14 protein-coding genes are annotated in these 17181 nt (G+C 68.3%); 6 read left to right on the top strand and 8 right to left on the bottom strand.

What is annotated here, in order from left to right:
- Window positions 1-46: 46 nt before the first annotated feature.
- From minE to minC, 3 genes are read right to left on the bottom strand one after another with little or no spacing between them, the layout of a single operon-like run.
- A complete protein-coding gene (minE, locus tag AC3QLZ_RS06280) occupies window positions 47-313 on the bottom strand; it encodes a cell division topological specificity factor MinE (protein ID WP_152089675.1) in 267 nt (88 codons plus the stop codon).
- Between the two features lies 1 nt (window position 314).
- Window positions 315-1127 (bottom strand): septum site-determining protein MinD, encoded by an 813-nt coding sequence (minD, locus tag AC3QLZ_RS06275; RefSeq protein WP_014238467.1) that lies wholly within the window; start codon window positions 1125-1127, stop codon window positions 315-317.
- A gap of 46 nt (window positions 1128-1173) precedes the next feature.
- Window positions 1174-2010, bottom strand: a complete 837-nt coding sequence (minC, locus tag AC3QLZ_RS06270; protein ID WP_014238466.1) for a septum site-determining protein MinC — start codon at window positions 2008-2010, stop codon at window positions 1174-1176.
- A 308-nt stretch (window positions 2011-2318) separates the two neighbouring features.
- Here minC and AC3QLZ_RS06265 point away from each other — a divergent pair, with 308 nt between their 5' ends.
- Window positions 2319-4202, top strand: coding sequence for a potassium transporter Kup (locus AC3QLZ_RS06265; RefSeq protein ID WP_014238465.1), 1884 nt, complete (start codon window positions 2319-2321; stop codon window positions 4200-4202).
- A 73-nt stretch (window positions 4203-4275) separates the two neighbouring features.
- Here the strand turns inward: AC3QLZ_RS06265 and AC3QLZ_RS06260 are convergent, their stop codons facing one another.
- On the bottom strand, window positions 4276-4653 hold the full coding sequence (locus AC3QLZ_RS06260) for an oxidoreductase (protein ID WP_014238464.1): 378 nt from the start codon (window positions 4651-4653) through the stop codon (window positions 4276-4278).
- A 188-nt stretch (window positions 4654-4841) separates the two neighbouring features.
- Between AC3QLZ_RS06260 and AC3QLZ_RS06255 the strand changes: the two genes are divergently transcribed.
- Entirely contained in the window at window positions 4842-7817 is a 2976-nt protein-coding gene (locus AC3QLZ_RS06255) for an HD domain-containing phosphohydrolase (RefSeq protein ID WP_492783521.1), read from the top strand.
- Window positions 7818-7894: 77 nt separating this feature from the next.
- On the top strand, window positions 7895-8311 hold the full coding sequence (locus AC3QLZ_RS06250; RefSeq protein WP_492783520.1) for a hypothetical protein: 417 nt from the start codon (window positions 7895-7897) through the stop codon (window positions 8309-8311).
- A gap of 85 nt (window positions 8312-8396) precedes the next feature.
- Here the strand turns inward: AC3QLZ_RS06250 and AC3QLZ_RS06245 are convergent, their stop codons facing one another.
- Window positions 8397-9305 (bottom strand): cation diffusion facilitator family transporter, encoded by a 909-nt coding sequence (locus AC3QLZ_RS06245; protein ID WP_492783519.1) that lies wholly within the window; start codon window positions 9303-9305, stop codon window positions 8397-8399.
- A gap of 9 nt (window positions 9306-9314) precedes the next feature.
- Window positions 9315-9806 (bottom strand): D-glycero-beta-D-manno-heptose 1-phosphate adenylyltransferase, encoded by a 492-nt coding sequence (gene rfaE2 / locus AC3QLZ_RS06240; protein ID WP_492783518.1) that lies wholly within the window; start codon window positions 9804-9806, stop codon window positions 9315-9317.
- Between the two features lie 172 nt (window positions 9807-9978).
- On the opposite strand from rfaE2, the gene AC3QLZ_RS06235 reads away from it, so the two are divergent.
- Window positions 9979-11262: an MFS transporter gene (locus tag AC3QLZ_RS06235; RefSeq protein ID WP_492783517.1), complete on the top strand. Its 1284-nt coding sequence runs from the start codon at window positions 9979-9981 to the stop codon at window positions 11260-11262.
- A 73-nt stretch (window positions 11263-11335) separates the two neighbouring features.
- Here AC3QLZ_RS06235 and AC3QLZ_RS06230 read toward each other — a convergent pair whose 3' ends face one another.
- The gene (locus AC3QLZ_RS06230; protein WP_492783516.1) at window positions 11336-12631 is read right to left on the bottom strand and encodes an acetyl-CoA hydrolase/transferase family protein; all 1296 of its coding nucleotides are present in this window, start codon (window positions 12629-12631) and stop codon (window positions 11336-11338) included.
- A gap of 139 nt (window positions 12632-12770) precedes the next feature.
- Entirely contained in the window at window positions 12771-14894 is a 2124-nt protein-coding gene (locus AC3QLZ_RS06225; RefSeq protein WP_130459021.1) for a putative bifunctional diguanylate cyclase/phosphodiesterase, read from the bottom strand.
- A gap of 86 nt (window positions 14895-14980) precedes the next feature.
- Between AC3QLZ_RS06225 and AC3QLZ_RS06220 the strand changes: the two genes are divergently transcribed.
- On the top strand, window positions 14981-15679 hold the full coding sequence (locus AC3QLZ_RS06220; RefSeq protein WP_287873902.1) for a winged helix-turn-helix domain-containing protein: 699 nt from the start codon (window positions 14981-14983) through the stop codon (window positions 15677-15679).
- Window positions 15679-17049, top strand: a complete 1371-nt coding sequence (locus AC3QLZ_RS06215; RefSeq protein ID WP_492783515.1) for an ATP-binding protein — start codon at window positions 15679-15681, stop codon at window positions 17047-17049. The genes AC3QLZ_RS06220 and AC3QLZ_RS06215 overlap by 1 nt, the downstream gene beginning before the upstream one ends.
- The last annotated feature ends 132 nt before the right edge of the window (window positions 17050-17181 follow it).

Genomic DNA, 17181 nt, shown 5'->3' with positions numbered 1-17181 from the left:
AAAAAGCCGGGGCATGCCCCGGCTTTCTGCTTGGCGGCGGACCGGCTCAGCGGGTCTGGCCCACTTCCGGCAGGACGATGTTCACTTCCAGCACTTCGAAGTTGTTCTTCTTCTCCAGGGAGACCTTGATGTCGTCCTGGTTCACCTTGACGTACTTGGAGATGACGGCGATCAGCTCCTGCTGCAATTGGGGCAGGAAATCCGGTGAGCTCTGCTCGCCGCTGCGTTCCCGGGCGATGATGAGCTGCAGGCGCTCCTTGGCGACCGAAGCGGTCTTTTGTTTCTGGCCAAAAAGAAGGTCGAGCAGGGACATGTCACTTGCCTCCGAACAGGCGCTTCAGGATGCCCGGCTTTTCGTAGTCCACGAAGCGCAGGGGCACTTCCTCGCCGAGGAAACGGGCCACCATGTCCTGGTAGGCGTCGGCCACGTCGCTGCCGTTCATGTGGATGGCGGGCGTGCCCTGGTTGGAGGCCTGCAGCACAACTTCGGATTCGGGAATGACGCCGAGCAGGGGAATGCGCAGCAGTTCGTGCACGTCCTTGTAGGAGAGCATTTCGCCGTCCTCGACGCGCTTGGGCGAATAGCGGGTCACCAGCAGGTGTTCCTTGACCGCCTCGTTGCCTTCCTTGGCGCGGCGGGACTTGGACTGGACGATGCCCAGGATGCGGTCCGAGTCGCGCACGGAGGAGACTTCCGGATTGGAGACGACGATGGCCTCGTCGGCGAAGGTGAGGGCCATGACGGCGCCCCGCTCGATGCCGGCGGGGGAGTCGCAGACCACGTAGTCGAAGCCCATGTGCTCCAGTTCCTTGAGCACCTTTTCCACGCCTTCTTCGGTCAGGGCGTCCTTGTCCCGGGTCTGGGAGGCGGGCAGCACGAAGAGGTTCTCGGCGTGCTTGTCCTTGATCAGGGCCTGGGTCAGGTTGGCTTCGCCGTTGATGACGTTCACCAGGTCGTAGACCACCCGGCGTTCGCAGCCCATGATCAGGTCCAGGTTGCGCAGGCCGACGTCGAAGTCGATGACCGCGGTCTTGAAGCCGCGCAGGGCCAGGCCGGAGGCGAAGGCTGCGCTGGTGGTGGTCTTGCCCACACCACCCTTGCCGGAAGTGACGACGATGATTCTCATGGGACCTCTGGATTGGTAAGAGTAAGAGTTGTCGGAAATTTTGGGTTCAGCTGGTCTTGAGGGCTTCGAGCACGAGCTTTTCGCCTTCCAGACGGATTTGTACGGGCTTGCCGGTGAGGCTCTTTTCCGAGCCCGGTTCGAAGGTGCGGTACACCCCGGCGACGGAGGTCAGCTCGGCTTCGAAACAGGTGGTGAAGATGCGGGCATTGGCGTCGCCCCGGGCGCCGGCCAGGGCGCGGCCGCGCAGGGGGGCATAGATGTGGATGTTGCCGTCGGCGATGACCTCGGCGCCCGGGCTGACCATGGCCAGCACCACCAGGTCGCCGCCCCGGGCATAGACCTGCTGGCCGCTGCGCAGGGGCTTGTCCAGCACCAGGGTGCCGCTGGGGGCCGCTTCTGCTGCCGGGGCGGCAGCGGGCGCTTCATTGGCAGGGGCGTTGGCGGGGGCGATGTCCAGCTCGGCCTGGGCCGGCGCAGCGGCGGCTGCCGTCGGGGCGGCGGGGGCGGCCGGAGTCTCGGCTTCGGCCCGGCGCGGGCTGTGGCGCACCTGGGTTTCCGCCTCTTCGACCACGATCAGGCCGACGTTGCGGGCCGCTTCGGCCTGAGCCGGGGAGGCGTTGCGCACGCCGATGGGGGCCACCTGGTAGCGGCGCAGCAGGGGCAGCAGGCCGGCCCAGTCCAGCTCGATGTCGGCGGGCAGTTCGCCCAGGTCGATGACGGTGGGCTCGAAACTGAAGAAATCCGAACTGGGGCCGTACTGGTCGGTCAGGCTGTCGGCCAGGGAGGGCAGGTCCGCCGAGCGGAGGGCGGCCTGCAGCACCGTCATGGCCAGGGTGGTGCCTTTGATTTCGAGCAGGGGGACGGACTTGGGGGCTGACTTCATGGGGGCCCGGGGGCATGGACGTGAGAAAACGCGAGTTTACCAGACAGTTGGGGCCTTTCCGCCACCATCGGCGGCAACATTCAGGACGCAGTCATTTGCCGCCCTGCCGGGGCCGTACGGAGGGGAATGTTGCGTCGCAATAAATGGGTGTAGACTGGCGCACCCCGGTTGCCTCCATGCTGTAGCGGAAGGTCGGCCGGATGTCGGTATGCCCCTGGGCAAGGGGCGCCGGCCCGTCTTCCAAACCGCGGCAAAAGCGGGGAAGACCCAGCGCTGTCATTACTTTCGACACCCCTGCGGGAGTTCGCATGCACGATTCCGTTCAGACCACCAAGGCGCGGCTGGCAGCTCTGGCCCTGGCCGCCCTCGGCGTGGTCTATGGCGACATCGGGACCAGTCCCCTGTACGCCATGAAAGAAGTTTTCGCCGGCAACCATCCTATCCCCCTGACCGAGACCAACGTCCTGGGCAGCCTGTCCCTGTTCTTCTGGGCGCTGATCATCGTCGTTTCCCTGAAGTACGTGGTCTTCATCATGCGGGCCGACAACCGGGGCGAAGGCGGCATCATGGCCCTCATCGCCCTGGCCCTGCACGAGGCCCAGGACCGCAAGCGGCGCCAGCAGATCATCATGATCATCGGCATCCTCGGTGCCGCCATGTTCTACGGCGACGGCATGGTGACCCCGGCCATTTCCGTGCTCTCCGCGGTGGAGGGCCTGGAGATCGTCACCCCGGCCTTCAAGCCCTTCGTCATCCCCATCACCCTGGTGGTGCTGTTCGGCCTCTTCTTCATCCAGCGCCGGGGCACCGCCACGGTGGGCGTCATGTTCGGGCCGGTGATGATGCTGTGGTTCTCCACCCTGGCCCTGCTGGGCCTGTGGAACATCATGGCCAACCCCCACGTGCTGCTGGCCGCCAACCCGGTCTACGGCTTCGAATTCCTCCTGGCCAACAAGGCCATGGCCCTGGTGGCCATGGGCAACGTGGTGCTGGCGGTGACCGGGGCCGAGGCCCTCTACGCCGACATGGGCCACTTCGGCCGCAAGCCGATCCAGCTGGCCTGGTTCAGCTTCGTGCTGCCGGCCCTGATGCTCAACTATTTCGGCCAGGGCGCCCTGATCCTGGCCGACCCCGCCGCCGCCACCAATCCCTTCTTCAACCTGGCTCCCGAATGGGCGGTCATGCCCCTGGTCTGCCTGGCCACCCTGGCCACGGTGATCGCCTGTCAGGCGGTCATTTCCGGCGCCTTCTCGGTGACCCGCCAGGCCATGCAGCTGGGCTTCGTGCCGCGCATGGAAGTGCAGCACACCTCGGAGAAGGAGCAGGGCCAGATTTACCTGCCGGGCGTGAACTGGGGCCTCTTCGGCGCTGTGGCGGTGCTGGTGCTGGGCTTCAAGTCCTCCAACAACCTGGCGGCGGCCTACGGCATCGCTGTCACCGGCGACATGGTCATCACCTCCCTGCTCGCCACCGTGGTGGCGGCCAAGGTCTGGCGCTGGGGCTGGAGCCGGGCGGTGCTGCTGTTCACCGGCTTCCTGGTGGTGGAACTGACCTTCCTCACCGCCAACATCCTGAAGATTCCCGACGGCGGCTGGTTCCCCCTGGTGGTCGGCGTCTTCGTCTTCGTCCTCATGACCACCTGGAAGCGGGGCCGCCAGCTCCTGGCCGACCGCCTCAAGGGCGAGGCCCTGCAGCTGCTGCCCTTCATCGACAGCATCGCCGTCTCGCCGCCGACCCGGGTGCCCGGCACCGCCGTCTTCCTCAATGCGGACCCCAACGGCGTGCCCCATTCCCTGCTGCACAACCTGATGCACAACAAGGTGCTGCACGAGCGGGTGATCATGGTCTCGGTACAGATCTTCGACGTGCCCTACGTGCCGGAGATCGATCGGGTGGAGGTGCACAAGCTGAAGGAAAACTTCTTCCGCGTCATCGTCCAGTACGGCTTCAAGGACGATCCGGACATTCCCCAGGCCCTTTCCCTCTGCGCCGACTACGGCCTCTCCTTCGAGATGCTGGAGACCTCCTTCTTCCTCGGCCGGGAGACCCTGATCCCCCGCCTCGGCTCGGAAATGGCCTTCTGGCGTGAGAAGCTGTTCATCGCCCTGTTCCGCAACGCCGGCAGCGCCACCAGCTTCTTCAAGATTCCCTCCAACCGGGTGGTGGAGCTGGGCACCCAGGTGGTGCTGTAAGCCCTTTGCCCCGGCCTTCCGGCCAAAGAAAAAGCCGCCCGCGGGCGGCTTTTTCATGGTCCGGGACCTGGCCTCAGACGTATTCCTGGTCGCCGTGCTTGCCGCTCACCAGCTTGCCGGCGGAGAGGGACATCATCAGCAGGGCGATGGACTCGTGCATGATCAGGGTGTGGGTGTTGCCGCTGTCCACCATGTGCTTGCGCAGGGCTTCGCGCACCTTGGGGGCGCCGGTGACGTCGATGATGATGTCGACTTCGTTGCCCAGGGCGGCCAGCTCCATGAAGTTGTTGGTGACCTTGACGCCGTGCTCCTTGGCCAGGGCGATGCCGGGCATGGACAGGTCCAGGTCGGCGACGCCGAGGACGGTGACGAAGGGGGCGGTCAGCAGCTGCTTGAGCAGGGGGGTGCCGGTTTCGCCGGCGCCGACGACGGCAATGCGGAATCCTTGCATGGTGGAAATACTCCGGGATCGGGAAAAGCGCCAGTCTGCCGCCAGAATCGATCGCCAGGCTTGACCTAAATCAACGCCGGCGCCCCCGTCTCCGGCCACTTCGTGACGGATGTGGCGTTCCCCCCCGGCGTCCCGGTGTTAGCCTGTGACCATGTCGCGGCCCCGACGGGCCTCAGCGGAGAATGGTCATGGCACTTCAGGCAGCAGTCTTTCCCAGGGGCCAGCGGGGCCGCCTCTATCCCCTGCACATCCACATCGCCTACCTGTTCACCCTGCTCATTTTCGTTGCCTGCTCCGTGATCGGCTGGTTCAATTTCCACCAGTCACGCCGCATCGTCCTGACCGCCGCCAGCGACGTCTTCGAGCGCACCGCCCGCCAGACCGGGGACGACCTGCAGCGCCTCTACGGCCCCCTGGAAACCCTGGTCGAACTGCTGGTGCACCATCCCCTGGCCGCGGCTCCCAGCCTGGATTCCCGGCTGCAGGCCCTGCCCATGCTGCGGGAGGCCCTGGAAAAGAACGCCCATCTCTCCGCCGTCTATGTGGGCTACGGCAACGGGGACTTTTTCCTCATCCGTTCCCTGGCCAGCCGGGCCGTGGCCCTGGCGGTGCAGGCGCCGGCCGGGGCCCGTTTCCTGGTGCAGAGCATGGAGCGCCAGGGCAGGTCGGCGCGCCCCACCTTCATCTTTTTCGACGAGTGGCTGCAGGAACTGGAGCGGCGCCATCCGGCCGCCTACGATTTCGATCCCCGGGGCCGTCCCTGGTTCATCCGGGCCCAGACCGCCACCGCCCTGGTGCGCACCGAGCCCTATGTCTTCTTCACCACCCGGGAGGTGGGCAAGACCTTCGCCCGCCTCGCCGGCAGCGGCGCCGTGGTGGCGGCGGACCTGACCCTGGAAGAGATTTCCACCTCCCTCGCCGGTGCCGGCATCACCCCCGGCTCCCAGCTGGCCCTGGTGGATGCCCGGGGCCGGGTTCTGGCGGAGCGGGACCGGGAACGGCTGCACCGGGCCAATGCCCGGGCCGGCGGCCAGCTGCCGACCCTGGACCAGCTGGGAGTGCCGGTGCTGGGGGCCCTGGCCGCGGCTGGCGCCGGGAATTCCCGGGTGATCGAGGCTGCCGGCCAGGTCTGGCACGGGCGGGCGGTGGCGGTCCCCGAGGCCGGGGACGAGCCCAACTACCTGCTGGTGGCGGCGCCGGAAAACGAATTGCTGGCCGAGGCGGTGCGCATCCGCACCTGGACCCTGTGGGTCACCCTGGCCCTCATCGCCCTGGCCATTCCCGGCACCTGGTGGCTGGCCCGGCGCATCTCCGGCGAGCTGAAGGATCTGATCCGGGAGTCGGCGGAAATCCGCCGCTTCCGCTTCGACGGCACCCCGGCCAAGGGCTCCCCCATCTGGGAGATCGACGAGCTGTCCCGCTCCATGAACCAGATGAAGGGCACCATCCGCAAATTCCTCGACATCAGCGCCACCCTTACCGCCGAGCGCAATTTCGACCGGCTGCTGGAACGGGTGCTGCAGGAGACCCTGGCCAGCGCCGAGGCCAGCGGCGGCATCGTCTACCTGATGGCGGAGAACGGCCGCGGCCTGCTGCCGGCGGCCCTGCGCTGGGAGGTGGGGACCGCCGCGGAAGAACAAGGGGCGCCGGCCAGCGGCGAGGTGGCGGGGCTGCCGGGTCTGGTCTTCCTGCCGACGGCCCGGGAGACCCATCCCCTGCTGCTGGCAGTCCTGGAGGCCCGCACCCAGGTGCTGGATGTGCCGCCCCAGCGTCCCCCCGGCATGGAATTCCTCGATGCCCCGGGCAGCCCCCTGGTGGGCCTGCCGGTGCTGCTGGTGGCCCTGCCCCTGAAAAACCGGGCCCAGGAGGTGGTGGGGGTGCTGGCCCTGTTCCTGCCGGGCAGCGCCGAGGCGCCGTCGCCGGAGCGCATTTCCTTCATCGAGGCCCTCTCCGGGGCTTCCGCCGTGGCCATCGACAACCAGCGCCTGATCCAGGCCCAGAAGGCCCTGCTGGAAAGCCTGATCCAGCTGGTGGCCGGCGCCATCGACGCCAAGAGCCCCTACACGGGCGACCACTGCCAGCGGGTGCCGGAGCTGACCAAGATGCTGGCCCGGGCTGCCTGCGACGCCACCGCCGGCCCCTACGCCGACTTCTCCCTCAGCGACGAGGAATGGGAGGCCCTGCACATCGCCGGCTGGCTGCACGACTGCGGCAAGGTGACCACCCCCGAGTACGTGGTGGACAAGGCGACCAAGCTGGAAACCCTGTACGACCGCATCCACGAGGTGCGCATGCGCTTCGAGGTGCTCAAGCGGGACGCGGAGATCGAGTTCTGGCGGCAGGTGGCCGCCGGCGGCGACGGGGCGGCCCTGCGCCAGGCCCTGGAAGCCCAGTGGCAGGTGCTGGACGAGGAGTTCGCCTTCGTTGCCAGCTGCAACCAGGGCGGCGAATTCATGGCGCCGGAGAAGCTGGAGCGCCTGCAGCGCATCGCCGGCCGCACCTGGCGGCGCACCCTGGACGACCGTCTGGGTCTGTCCTGGGAAGAGGGGCGGCGCAAGGCCCAGCTGCCGCCGGTGCCCCTGCCGGCTACCGAGCCCCTGCTGGCGGACAAGCCGGAGCATCTCCTGGAGCGGGGCCCGCGGGACCTGATGCCGGCTGACAATCCCTGGGGCTTCAAGCTGCAGGTGCCGGCCTGGAAGTTCAACCGGGGCGAACTGCACAACCTGGCCGTGGCCCGGGGCACCCTGTCCGAGGAGGACCGCTACATCATCAACGACCACATCGTGCAGACCATCATCATGCTCACCGCCCTGCCGTTCCCGCGGCATCTGCAGAACGTGCCGGAGTTGGCCGGCGGCCACCACGAGAAAATGGACGGCAGCGGCTACCCGAGGCGCCTGCGGCGGGAGGAAATGAGCGCGCCGGCCCGCATGATGGCCATCGCCGACATCTTCGAGGCCCTCACCGCCGTGGACCGGCCCTACAAGAAGGGCAAGACCCTCTCCGAAGCCGTCCGCATCATGGTGGCCATGAAGCGGGAAGGGCACATCGATCCGGAACTGTTCGACCTGTTCCTCACCTCGGGCGTGTACCGGGAATACGGCGAACGCTACCTGCGTCCGGAGCAGATCGATTCGGTGGATGTGGGGAGTTGTATCGGCTGAGGCTTTTGTCACGTCGCCGAAACTGCCGGCGTCATAAACTGGCGCCGCTGTTTCTTCTTTCCTCTTTGGAGCCTTGCATGCCGTCCCTGCGCACCCTTCTCGCCGTCTCCGCCTTGCTCGTCAGCCCCCTGGCCCTGGCCCAGTCGTCCCTCAGTGTGAACTGGGAGTGGCTGAAAAAGCACCGCTGCGACAACACCTCCCCTGCCCTGGAGATTTCCGGCATTCCCGAAGGGACTGCCTCCCTGGCGGTGGTGATGAACGACCTGGATTTCCAGAACAAGGACCATGGCGGTGGCACGGTGCCCCATGCCGGCGGCACCACTGCCAGCCTGCCCGAGGGCGCCCTGGGGCGTTATCTGGGCCCCTGTCCCAACAACTTCGGCACCTTCGGCCACGATTACAGCATCACGGTGCGGGCTCTGGCCGCCGACGGGCAGACGGAACTGGGCCGGGGCAGCGCGACCAGGAACTTTTCCGCCAGCAAGGCCAAGTAGGAACGCTATCCCGGGAGAGCATCCGGCTTTCCCGGCGTGAAAAAGGCCCCGCCAGCGGGGCCTTTCGCTTTGCTGCGAGCGGTTTTCAGGCCAGGCGGTGCAGCGGTTCGATGGGGTCCGTCTCGGGCTGCAGGGTGACGTGGCGGATGTGCCAGCGCTGCTGCAGCACCTGGCGCAGCCCGGCCAGGGTCTGGGGCCAGGCGGCCAGGTCGGCCACCTGCAGATGGGCCGAGAGCATCACCTCGCCGTCGCCCACCGTCCACACATGCAGGTCGTAGACCCCGAGCACGCCCTCCACCTGTTCCATGGCGGCGCCGACCTCGGCCGCGGAGATGTGGGGCGGCGTGCCTTCCATCAGGGCGTGCAGTGCCTCCCGCAGCAGGCGCAGGCTGGAGACGGAGATGAGCAGGGCGATGCCGGCGGCCAGCAGGGGGTCGGCCTGTTTCCAGCCGGTGAAATAGACGATGGCGCCGGAGGCGATGGCGGCCACGGAGCCGAGCATGTCGCCCAGCACGTGCAGCAGGGCGGCCCGGGTGTTGAGGGAGCTTTCACCGCGGCTGAGCATCCAGGCCACCAGGGCGTTCATCAGCAGCCCCACCACGGCCACCGCCATCACCGCCGGGCCGGCCACCGGGGCGGGGTCCTGGAAGCGTTGCACCGCCTCCACCAGGATCGCCACCACCAGGGCCAGCATGGCCAGGCCGTTGAGCAGGGCGGCCAGCACTTCGGCCCGGCCCCAGCCGTAGGTGTGGCGATGGCTGGGCGGGCGCCGGGCAACCCAGGCGGCGGCGGCGGCCAGGGCCAGGGCAACGCCGTCGTTCACCATGTGGCCCGCATCGCCGATGAGGGCCAGGGAACCGCTCCAGGCGCCGGCCACGGCCTCCACCCCAGCAAAGCCCAGGGTCAGCAGGGTGGCCAACAGCAGGCCCTTGCCGCCGTGGTGGTTGCTGTGGGCGTGCCCGTGGCCGCAGTCGTGGTGGTGGGCGTGAGCCATGGCGTGCCTTTAGAGGGCGCGGATCTTGGTCAGCAGGGCGGTGGTGGATTTTTCGTGGAGGAAGGGGATGGAGTGGACGCTGCCGCCCCAGCCCAGGACCTCGCTGGCACCGACGATGCGTTCCGGCGCCCAGTCGCCGCCCTTCACCAGGACTTCGGGGCGGGCCTCGAGGACGCGCTGCAGGGGCGTGTCCTCGTCGAACCAGGTGACCAGGTCCACGCAGCCGAGGGCGGCCATCACCGCCAGCCGGTCTTCCAGCCGGTTTACCGGCCGGTCGTCGCCCTTGCCCAGGCGCTTGACCGAGGCGTCGGTGTTGAGGGCCACCACCATGGCGGCGCCCAGGGCCCGGGCCTGGGCCAGATAGGTGACGTGGCCCCGGTGCAGGATGTCGAAACAGCCGTTGGTGAATACCAGGGGGCGGGCCAGGCGGGCGGCGCGCTCGGCCAGTTGCTCGGGGGGGCAGATCTTGGCTTCGAAATCGGGCAGGGCGTAGGTGGTCATGGCGGCGGCAATGGGATTGGGTGCGGCAGGGCGCTCAGGGGGCCAAGGATAGCACGGCAGGGGCCGCCCTTTCTGGGTCCCGGACCGACCGCGGGCATTCCCCAATGGCGTGACATACGGTTGCGTATGCTACGATGCCGTTCCCCCAAAGGAGACAAGAGGAGAGGCATAAATGCCCCCACATCAAAGCGGCGGTTCTTCCGCCCGCACGGCCCGTGCCGTGACCCTGGCGGTGGTCATCGCCGCCTACATGCTGTCCTTCTTCCACCGCTTCGCCCCGGCGGGCATCGCCCACGACCTGACCCTGGCCTTCCAGACCACGGCGGCGTCCCTCGGCGCCCTGGCGGCCACCTATTTCTACGTCTACACCATCATGCAGGTGCCCACCGGCATTCTGGTGGATACCCTGGGGCCGCGGCGCATCCTCTTCCTCGGCGGCCTGGTGGCGGCGGCGGGCAGCGTCCTCTTCGGCCTCGCCGACACCCTCAACGAGGCCCTGGTGGGGCGCACCCTGGTGGGTCTGGGGGTGTCGGTGACCTTCATTGCCATGCTCAAGATCATCGCCGTCAACTTCGACGAGCGGCGCTTCGCCACCCTGGTGGGGGCTTCCATGCTGGTGGGCAACCTGGGCTCGGTGCTGGCCGGCGCGCCCCTTTCCCTGCTGGCCCAGAGCATTTCCTGGCGCGGCATCTTCGTCGGTGCCGGCGCCCTCTCGGCCCTCCTGGGCGTGGCCTGCTGGTTCTTCGTCAAGGACGGCGGCGGCGAGCGGCCCCGCTTCGACCGCACGGTGATCTTCGGCGGTCTGGCTTCGGTGCTGAAGAACCGCTCCACCTGGCCGGCGGTGTTGGTCAATTTCGGCCTGGCCGGCAGCTTTTTCTCCTTCGCCGGTCTGTGGGCCACGCCCTACCTGATGCGGGTGCATGAGCTGACCCGGGCCCAGGCCTCCTCCCATCTTTCCCTCTATTTCGCCGGCTTCGCCCTGGGCTGCTTTTTCATCGGCACCCTCTCGGACCGGCTCGGCAAGCGCAAACCTGTGGTCATCGCCGGGGCCTTCCTCTACTGCCTGCTGTGGCTGTTCTGGCTGACCAACATCCGCCTGCCCCTGGCGGCCACCTACTGCCTGTTCGGCCTCATGGGCCTGACCACGGCCAGCTTCGCCCTCACCTGGGCCTGCGCCAAGGAGGTCAATCCGCCCATGCTGTCCGGCATGTCCACCAGCGTCACCAACATGGGCGGCTTCCTCGCCGGCGCCCTGCTGCAGCCCCTGGCCGGCTGGGCCATGGACCAGGTGTGGGACGGCACCCTGGCCAACGGCGTGCGCGTCTATGGGCCGGACACCTTCCGCGTCGGTATGGCCTGCATGGCGGCCGCCGCCTGTATCGGCTTCGTCGCCAGCTTCTGGGTCAAGGAGACGGGCTGCCGCAACATCTGGCAGGCGCCCCGGCCGGGGCCATGAAAAAGGGCGCGGTGGTGACCGCGCCCTGTCGCTCCAGCGAGCCCCGCCAGCCTGCGCTGCCGGGGCTTTCGTTTTAGAGCAGATTCATCTTCTTCGCCGCTTCCCGCAGTTCATTGCGGAAGTTGGGGTGGGCGATGCCGATCAGGGCTTCCACCCGCTGCTTGGCGCTCTTGCCGCGCAGTTGGGCGACGCCGTACTCGGTGACCACGTAGTTGATGTCGTTCTTGCTGGTGGTGACGTGGGTGCCCGGGGTCAGGGTGGGGACGATGCGGGAGATGGTGTCGTCCTTGGCGGTGGAGGGCACCACGATGAAGGCCTTGCCGTCCTTGGAGCGGTTGGCGGCGCGCACGAAGTCGGCCTGGCCGCCGGTGCCGGAGTAGGGGGAGAAGCCCAGGCTCTCGGAGCCGCACTGGCCCAGCAGGTCCACCTGCATGGTGGCGTTGATGGCGATCAGCTTGTCGTTGCGGGCGGCGATGTAGGGATCGTTGGTGAATTCCACCGGATGCATTTCCAGGGCCGGATTGCGGTGCATGAACTTGTACAGCTTGTTCGATCCCAGGGCGAAGGTGGCCACGGACTTGCCGGGCATGAAGGTCTTCTTCTTGTTGGTGACGGCGCCGGAGTCGATCAGGGAAAGGATGCCGTCGCCAATCATCTCGGTGTGGATGCCCAGGTCGTGCTTGTGCTGGAGCTGCATCACCACGGCGTCGGGAATGCCGCCGTAGCCGATCTGCAGGGTGGAGCCGTCCTCGATCAGGTCGGCCACGTATTTGCCGATGGCTTCCTGCACCGGGCCGATGGTGGGCAGGCCCACTTCCAGCACCGGGTCGCTGCTTTCCACCAGGGCGGTGACCTTGGAGATGTGCACGTAACAGTCGCCGTAGGCGAAGGGCACGTTGGGGTTCACTTCGAGGACGATGGCCCGGGCCTTCTTCACGGCGGCCATGGTGTAGTCGGCGGCCAGGGAGAGGGCGAAGTAGCCGTGCTCGTCCATGGGCGAGGCCATGGTGAAGACCACGTCGGCGGGCGACAGGCCGCGCTCGATCAGCTGGGGCAGCTCGGCGAAATAGTTGGGGATGAAATCGACCCAGCCGGCCTGGCCACCGGGGCGGGTGGCGCCGCCGAAGAAGTAGGCGGTGTGGCGCACGTGGTCCCGGGTTTCCGGGTCGATGTAGCCGTACTTGCGCAGGGCCAGGATCTGGGAGACGGTGACGTCCTGGTAATTGCGCCGGGCATCGGAGAGAGCGGTGAGCAGGGCGGGCGGTTCGCCGACCCCGGTGGGAACGACGATGGTGTCGCCATTCCTGACGCAGGCGATGGCGTCGGCGGGAGTTACGAGTTTTTCCTGGTACAGGGCCTGCAGGTCCATGCTGTCTCCTTTTTTAGATCTCGGGGAATCTTTGTCGCGCAACATTATACGTACACTCCATACGATTGCGTATGGAGTCTTGTCGACGCGCGAAAATCCGCCGGACGGCCGTACGGGATCTACCGGGAGGGAGCGGGGTTCAGGCCGGGGACGAGGTGCTGGCGGCGGCCGGGGCGTGGCCCAGCATGGCCGCCACTTCCACGGCGCCGATGGCCTTGGAGAAGAAGTGGCCCTGGATTTCGGCGCAGGCCCGGGCCTTGAAGAAGCCGGCCTGGTCGGCCGTTTCCACGCCCTCGGCCACCACCTTGAGGTTCATGGACTGGGCCATGGAAATGATGGCGTCCACGATCACCGCGTCGTCCTCGTTGCGGGTCACGTCGGTGACCAGGGAGCGGTCGATTTTCAGGGTATCCACCGGCAGGCGGCGCAGGACGTTGAGGTTGGAATAGCCGACGCCGAAGTCGTCCAGGGTTATGCCGACCCCCAGACGCTTCAGGGCCGAGAGCACCCGCAGGTTGCGCTCGGTGTCGTGCATGAGGGCGCCTTCGGTGAATTCCAGCTCGATCCAGCGCCCTTCCACCCCTTCCTCGCTCAGGATGCGGCCCAGGGCCTCGGCGAAATCGGGCTGGCGCAGCTGGGCTTCGCACAGGTTGATGGCCACCGGCACCAGGGTCAGGTTCTGCCGCCGCCAGTCGGCCAGCTGCCGCGCCACCCGGCGCAGCACCCAGAGGGAAATGGGCAGCACCAGGCCGCTTTCCTCGGCCAGGGGGATGAACTGGCTGGGCAGGAGCAGGCCACGCTCCGGATGCTGCCAGCGGATCAGGGCCTCCAGGCTGAGCAGGCGGCCCGAGGGGTTGTCCACCTGGGGCAGGTAATGCAGTTCGAACTCGTCCCGGTCCAGGGCCCGGCGCATGGCGTTTTCCAGGGTCAGGCGGGTGAGGGCGCCCTGTTCCAGCTCGGGGCTGAAGAACTGGTAGTTGTTGCGGCCCACGCTCTTGGCCCGGTACATGGCCAGGTCGGCGTTCTTCATCAGGGTGTCCGGGTCGGCGCCGTCGCTGGGGTAGCAGGCGATGCCGATGGAGCAGGTGACGCTCAGTTCGTGGCCCTCGAAGTACATGGGCTCGGCCAGGGCCTCGAGGATCTTGTCGGAGACCACGGCGGCGTCGGCGGACATGTCCAGGTTGGCCAGCAGCACCACGAACTCGTCGCCGCCCTGGCGCGACACCGTGTCCTCCTCGCGCACGCAGCGGCGCAGGCGCTCGGCCACCTGCTTCAGCAGCTCGTCGCCGACCCGGTGGCCCAGGGTGTCGTTGACCACCTTGAAGCGGTCCAGGTCCACGAACATCAGGGCTACGCTCTGGTCGTAGCGGCGGGCGTGGATCAGGGCCTGGGTGAAGCGGTCGTTGAACAGCACCCGGTTGGGCAGGTCGGTGAGGGCGTCGTAGTGGGCCAGGTAGTGGATGCGGGCCTCCGCCTCCTTGCGCTCGGAGATGTCCGACCACATGGCGACGTAGTTGAGCACGGCACCTTCGGGGGAAAGCACCCGGTCCACCGCCAGCCATTCCGGATACAGCTCGCCGTTGCGCCGCCGGTTCCAGATTTCGCCCCGCCAGTGGCCGTACTGGTTGATGGCCGCCCACATCTCCCGGTAGAAGTGCTCGCTCTGGATGCCGGACTGGAGGATGCGGGGATTGCGGCCCAGCACCTCGCCCCGGGAGAAGCCGGTGATGCGGGTGAAGGCGGGATTGACGTCCACGATGCGGTTTTCCGCATCGGTGATCATGATGGCTTCGCTGGAGGCGTGGAAGACGGTGGTGGCCAGGCGGTGTTCCGACTCCAGGCGGGCGGCCCGGGCGCAGGTGGCCATGGCTTCGAGCAGGGCGCTGGCCTTGAGGGGCTTGAGCACGTAGCGGTCGATGCCGATCTCGATGGCGTCGAGCAGGGCGCCGCTGTCGCTGTGGGAGGTGATGATGACGATCGGCGTCGCCGGGCTCTGGGCCTTGATCTCCCGGGCCAGGGAGAGACCGTCCCGGTGGGGCATGACGATGTCGGAAATGACCAGGTCCGGCTGGTGCCGGCGGAACAGCTGCAGGCCCTCGTCGCCGTCGGCCGCTTCCCACAGGGTGCCCACGTGGCGGCTGAGGATGCCGGCGGCGGCGCAGCGCGCCACCGGGTCGTCCTCCACCAGCAGCACCCGCAGGCCGCGCAAAAGCTCGCGTTCTGGATCGTCCTGCCGGGCAGCGTTGTCCATCCTGGGGGTCATGACGGCATCGGGGGGGCCATGAAAAGCGGTTATTCTAGCGCCTAATTCTCCGTAGTCATTTCGTTTTTTTCAAATAGCATAAAGCCATGCGAATCCTCATCGTCGAGGACGATTCCCTGCTGGGAGACGGGCTCCAGGTCGGTCTGGGCCAGGCCGGCTTCACCGTGGACTGGCTGCGCGACGGCCAGGAGGCCGCCACCGTCCTCGCCAGCCCCGAGGCCCACTGCTTTGCCGCCGTGGTGCTGGACCTCAACCTGCCCCAGCTGTCGGGCCAGGAGGTGCTGGCCCGCTGCCGTGCTGCCGGCAACCCGGTGCCGGTGCTGGTGCTGACCGCCCGGGACGGGGTGCCCGACAAGCTCTCGGCCCTGGACGGCGGCGCCGACGACTACCTGGTCAAGCCTTTCGACCTGGACGAGGTGGCGGCCCGCCTGCGCGCCCTGATCCGCCGCAGCGCCGGCCGGGCGGCGCCGCTGCTGGTGCACGGGGCCATCCGCCTGGACCCGGCGGCCCGCCGGGTGGAGCTGGCGGGGCAGCCGGTGGAGCTGTCGCCCCGGGAGTTCGCCCTGCTCGAGGCCCTGCTCGCCGCCGCCGGCCGGGTGCTGACCCGGCACCAGCTGGAGGAGGCCGCCTACGGCTGGAACGAGACGGTGGACAGCAATGCGGTGGAGGTGCACATCCACCACCTGCGGCGCAAGTTCGGCAGCGACCTGATCCGCACCGTGCGCGGCGTCGGCTACACCGTGGCCCGGGAGGCGTCCGCCGCGCCCGCGGCGCCGGAGTCCTGATGGCTGCCGTGCAACGCCCGACGCCGGCCTATTCCCTGCGCCGCCGCCTGCTCCTGCTGCTGCTGGCCGTGTCGGCCCTGATCTGGCTGGCCACCATCGCCGCCGCCTTTCTGCGGGCCCACGACCTGGCCGACGACATTTTCGACGCCCACCTGCAGCAGACCGCCCGCCTGCTGCTGGCCACCGAGCCCACCAGCGGCCACGTGGAAGTGCGGCCCACTCCCGGCGCCGCCGGCGGCGAAGTGCTGTTCCAGATCTGGCGTCGCACCCCCCAGGGGCCGATGCTGGCCCTCCATTCCGCCGGGGCCGGGCAGACGCCCCTGACGGCGGTGGAGGGCTTTGTCGAAACCCGCTGGAACGGCGGCGAATGGCGCTTCTACAGCGAATGGAGCCGGGACGGGCTGCGCCAGGTGCAGGTGGGCCAGAGCCACGACATCCGCTATGCCCTGGCCCAGGAGGCCGCCATGCGCCTGCTGGCGCCCCTGATCCTGGGCCTGCCCCTGCTGGCGGCAGCCCTGTGGGTGGCCGTCGGCCGCGGCCTGGTGCCCCTGGCCCGCATCGCCGAACAGCTGGACCGGCGTCCCCCCGATTCGCCCCAGCCCCTGGGCAGCGGTCCGGTGCCGGCGGAAGTGGCGCCCCTGGTGCAGGCCCTGGACGGCCTCTTCGCTCGCATCGCCCGTCTGCTGGATAACGAGCGCCAGTTCACCGCCAACGCCGCCCACGAACTGCGCACGCCCCTGGCTGCCCTCAAGACCCAGGCCCAGGTGGCCCTGCGGGCCGGGGAGGGGGAGGTGCGGCAGCGGGCCCTGCTCAATGTGCTGGAAGGTACCGAACGCCTGGCCCGGCTGGTGGAACAGCTGCTCACCCTGGCCCGCCTGGACCCGGGCGCCAACGCCAGCCTGCAGCCCCTGGACCCCCGGCCCCTGGCGCGGGAGGTGTGCGCCGTGCTGGCCCCGGCGGCCCAGTCCCGGCAGGTGGACCTGGCCCTGGACCTGGCCGGCAGCGACGGCGACGGCAGCCTGACCCTGGCCGGCAATGGGGACCTGCTGCGCATCCTGCTGCGCAACCTGGTGGACAACGCCATCCGCTACACCCGGGAGGGCGGCCATGTGTGGGTGTCCCTGGCCCGGGACGGAGAGCGGGTGGTGCTGGCGGTGGCCGACGACGGTCCGGGCATCCCGGCCGAGGCCCGGGAGCGGGCCCTGGGGCGCTTCACCCGGCTGGCGCCGGCCCGGGCGGAAGGTTCCGGCCTGGGGCTGTCCATCGTGCAGCGGGTGGCGGAGCTGCACGGCGCCGCCCTCAGCCTGGGCGTGGGGCCGGAAGGCAACGGCCTGCGGGTGCTGGTGGTGTTTCCGCCCCTGGCGGCATAGGCGGCTTGTGATGCCTCCCCTGGGAGGCAACAGGGACGGTGCTTTTGGGGGTGCCGTGGCTGACAGGGCCGCCCCTATTGGCTCCTGGCGATGGTGCCGACGAGATTCCGCGTCATGCCGCCAGCGGCGGTG

Source organism: Azospira sp. MPR-LB4 (genome assembly GCF_058809525.1).
The sequence above is the reverse complement of the archived record's forward strand: the minus strand, read 5'-3'. Positions and strand labels throughout refer to the sequence as shown.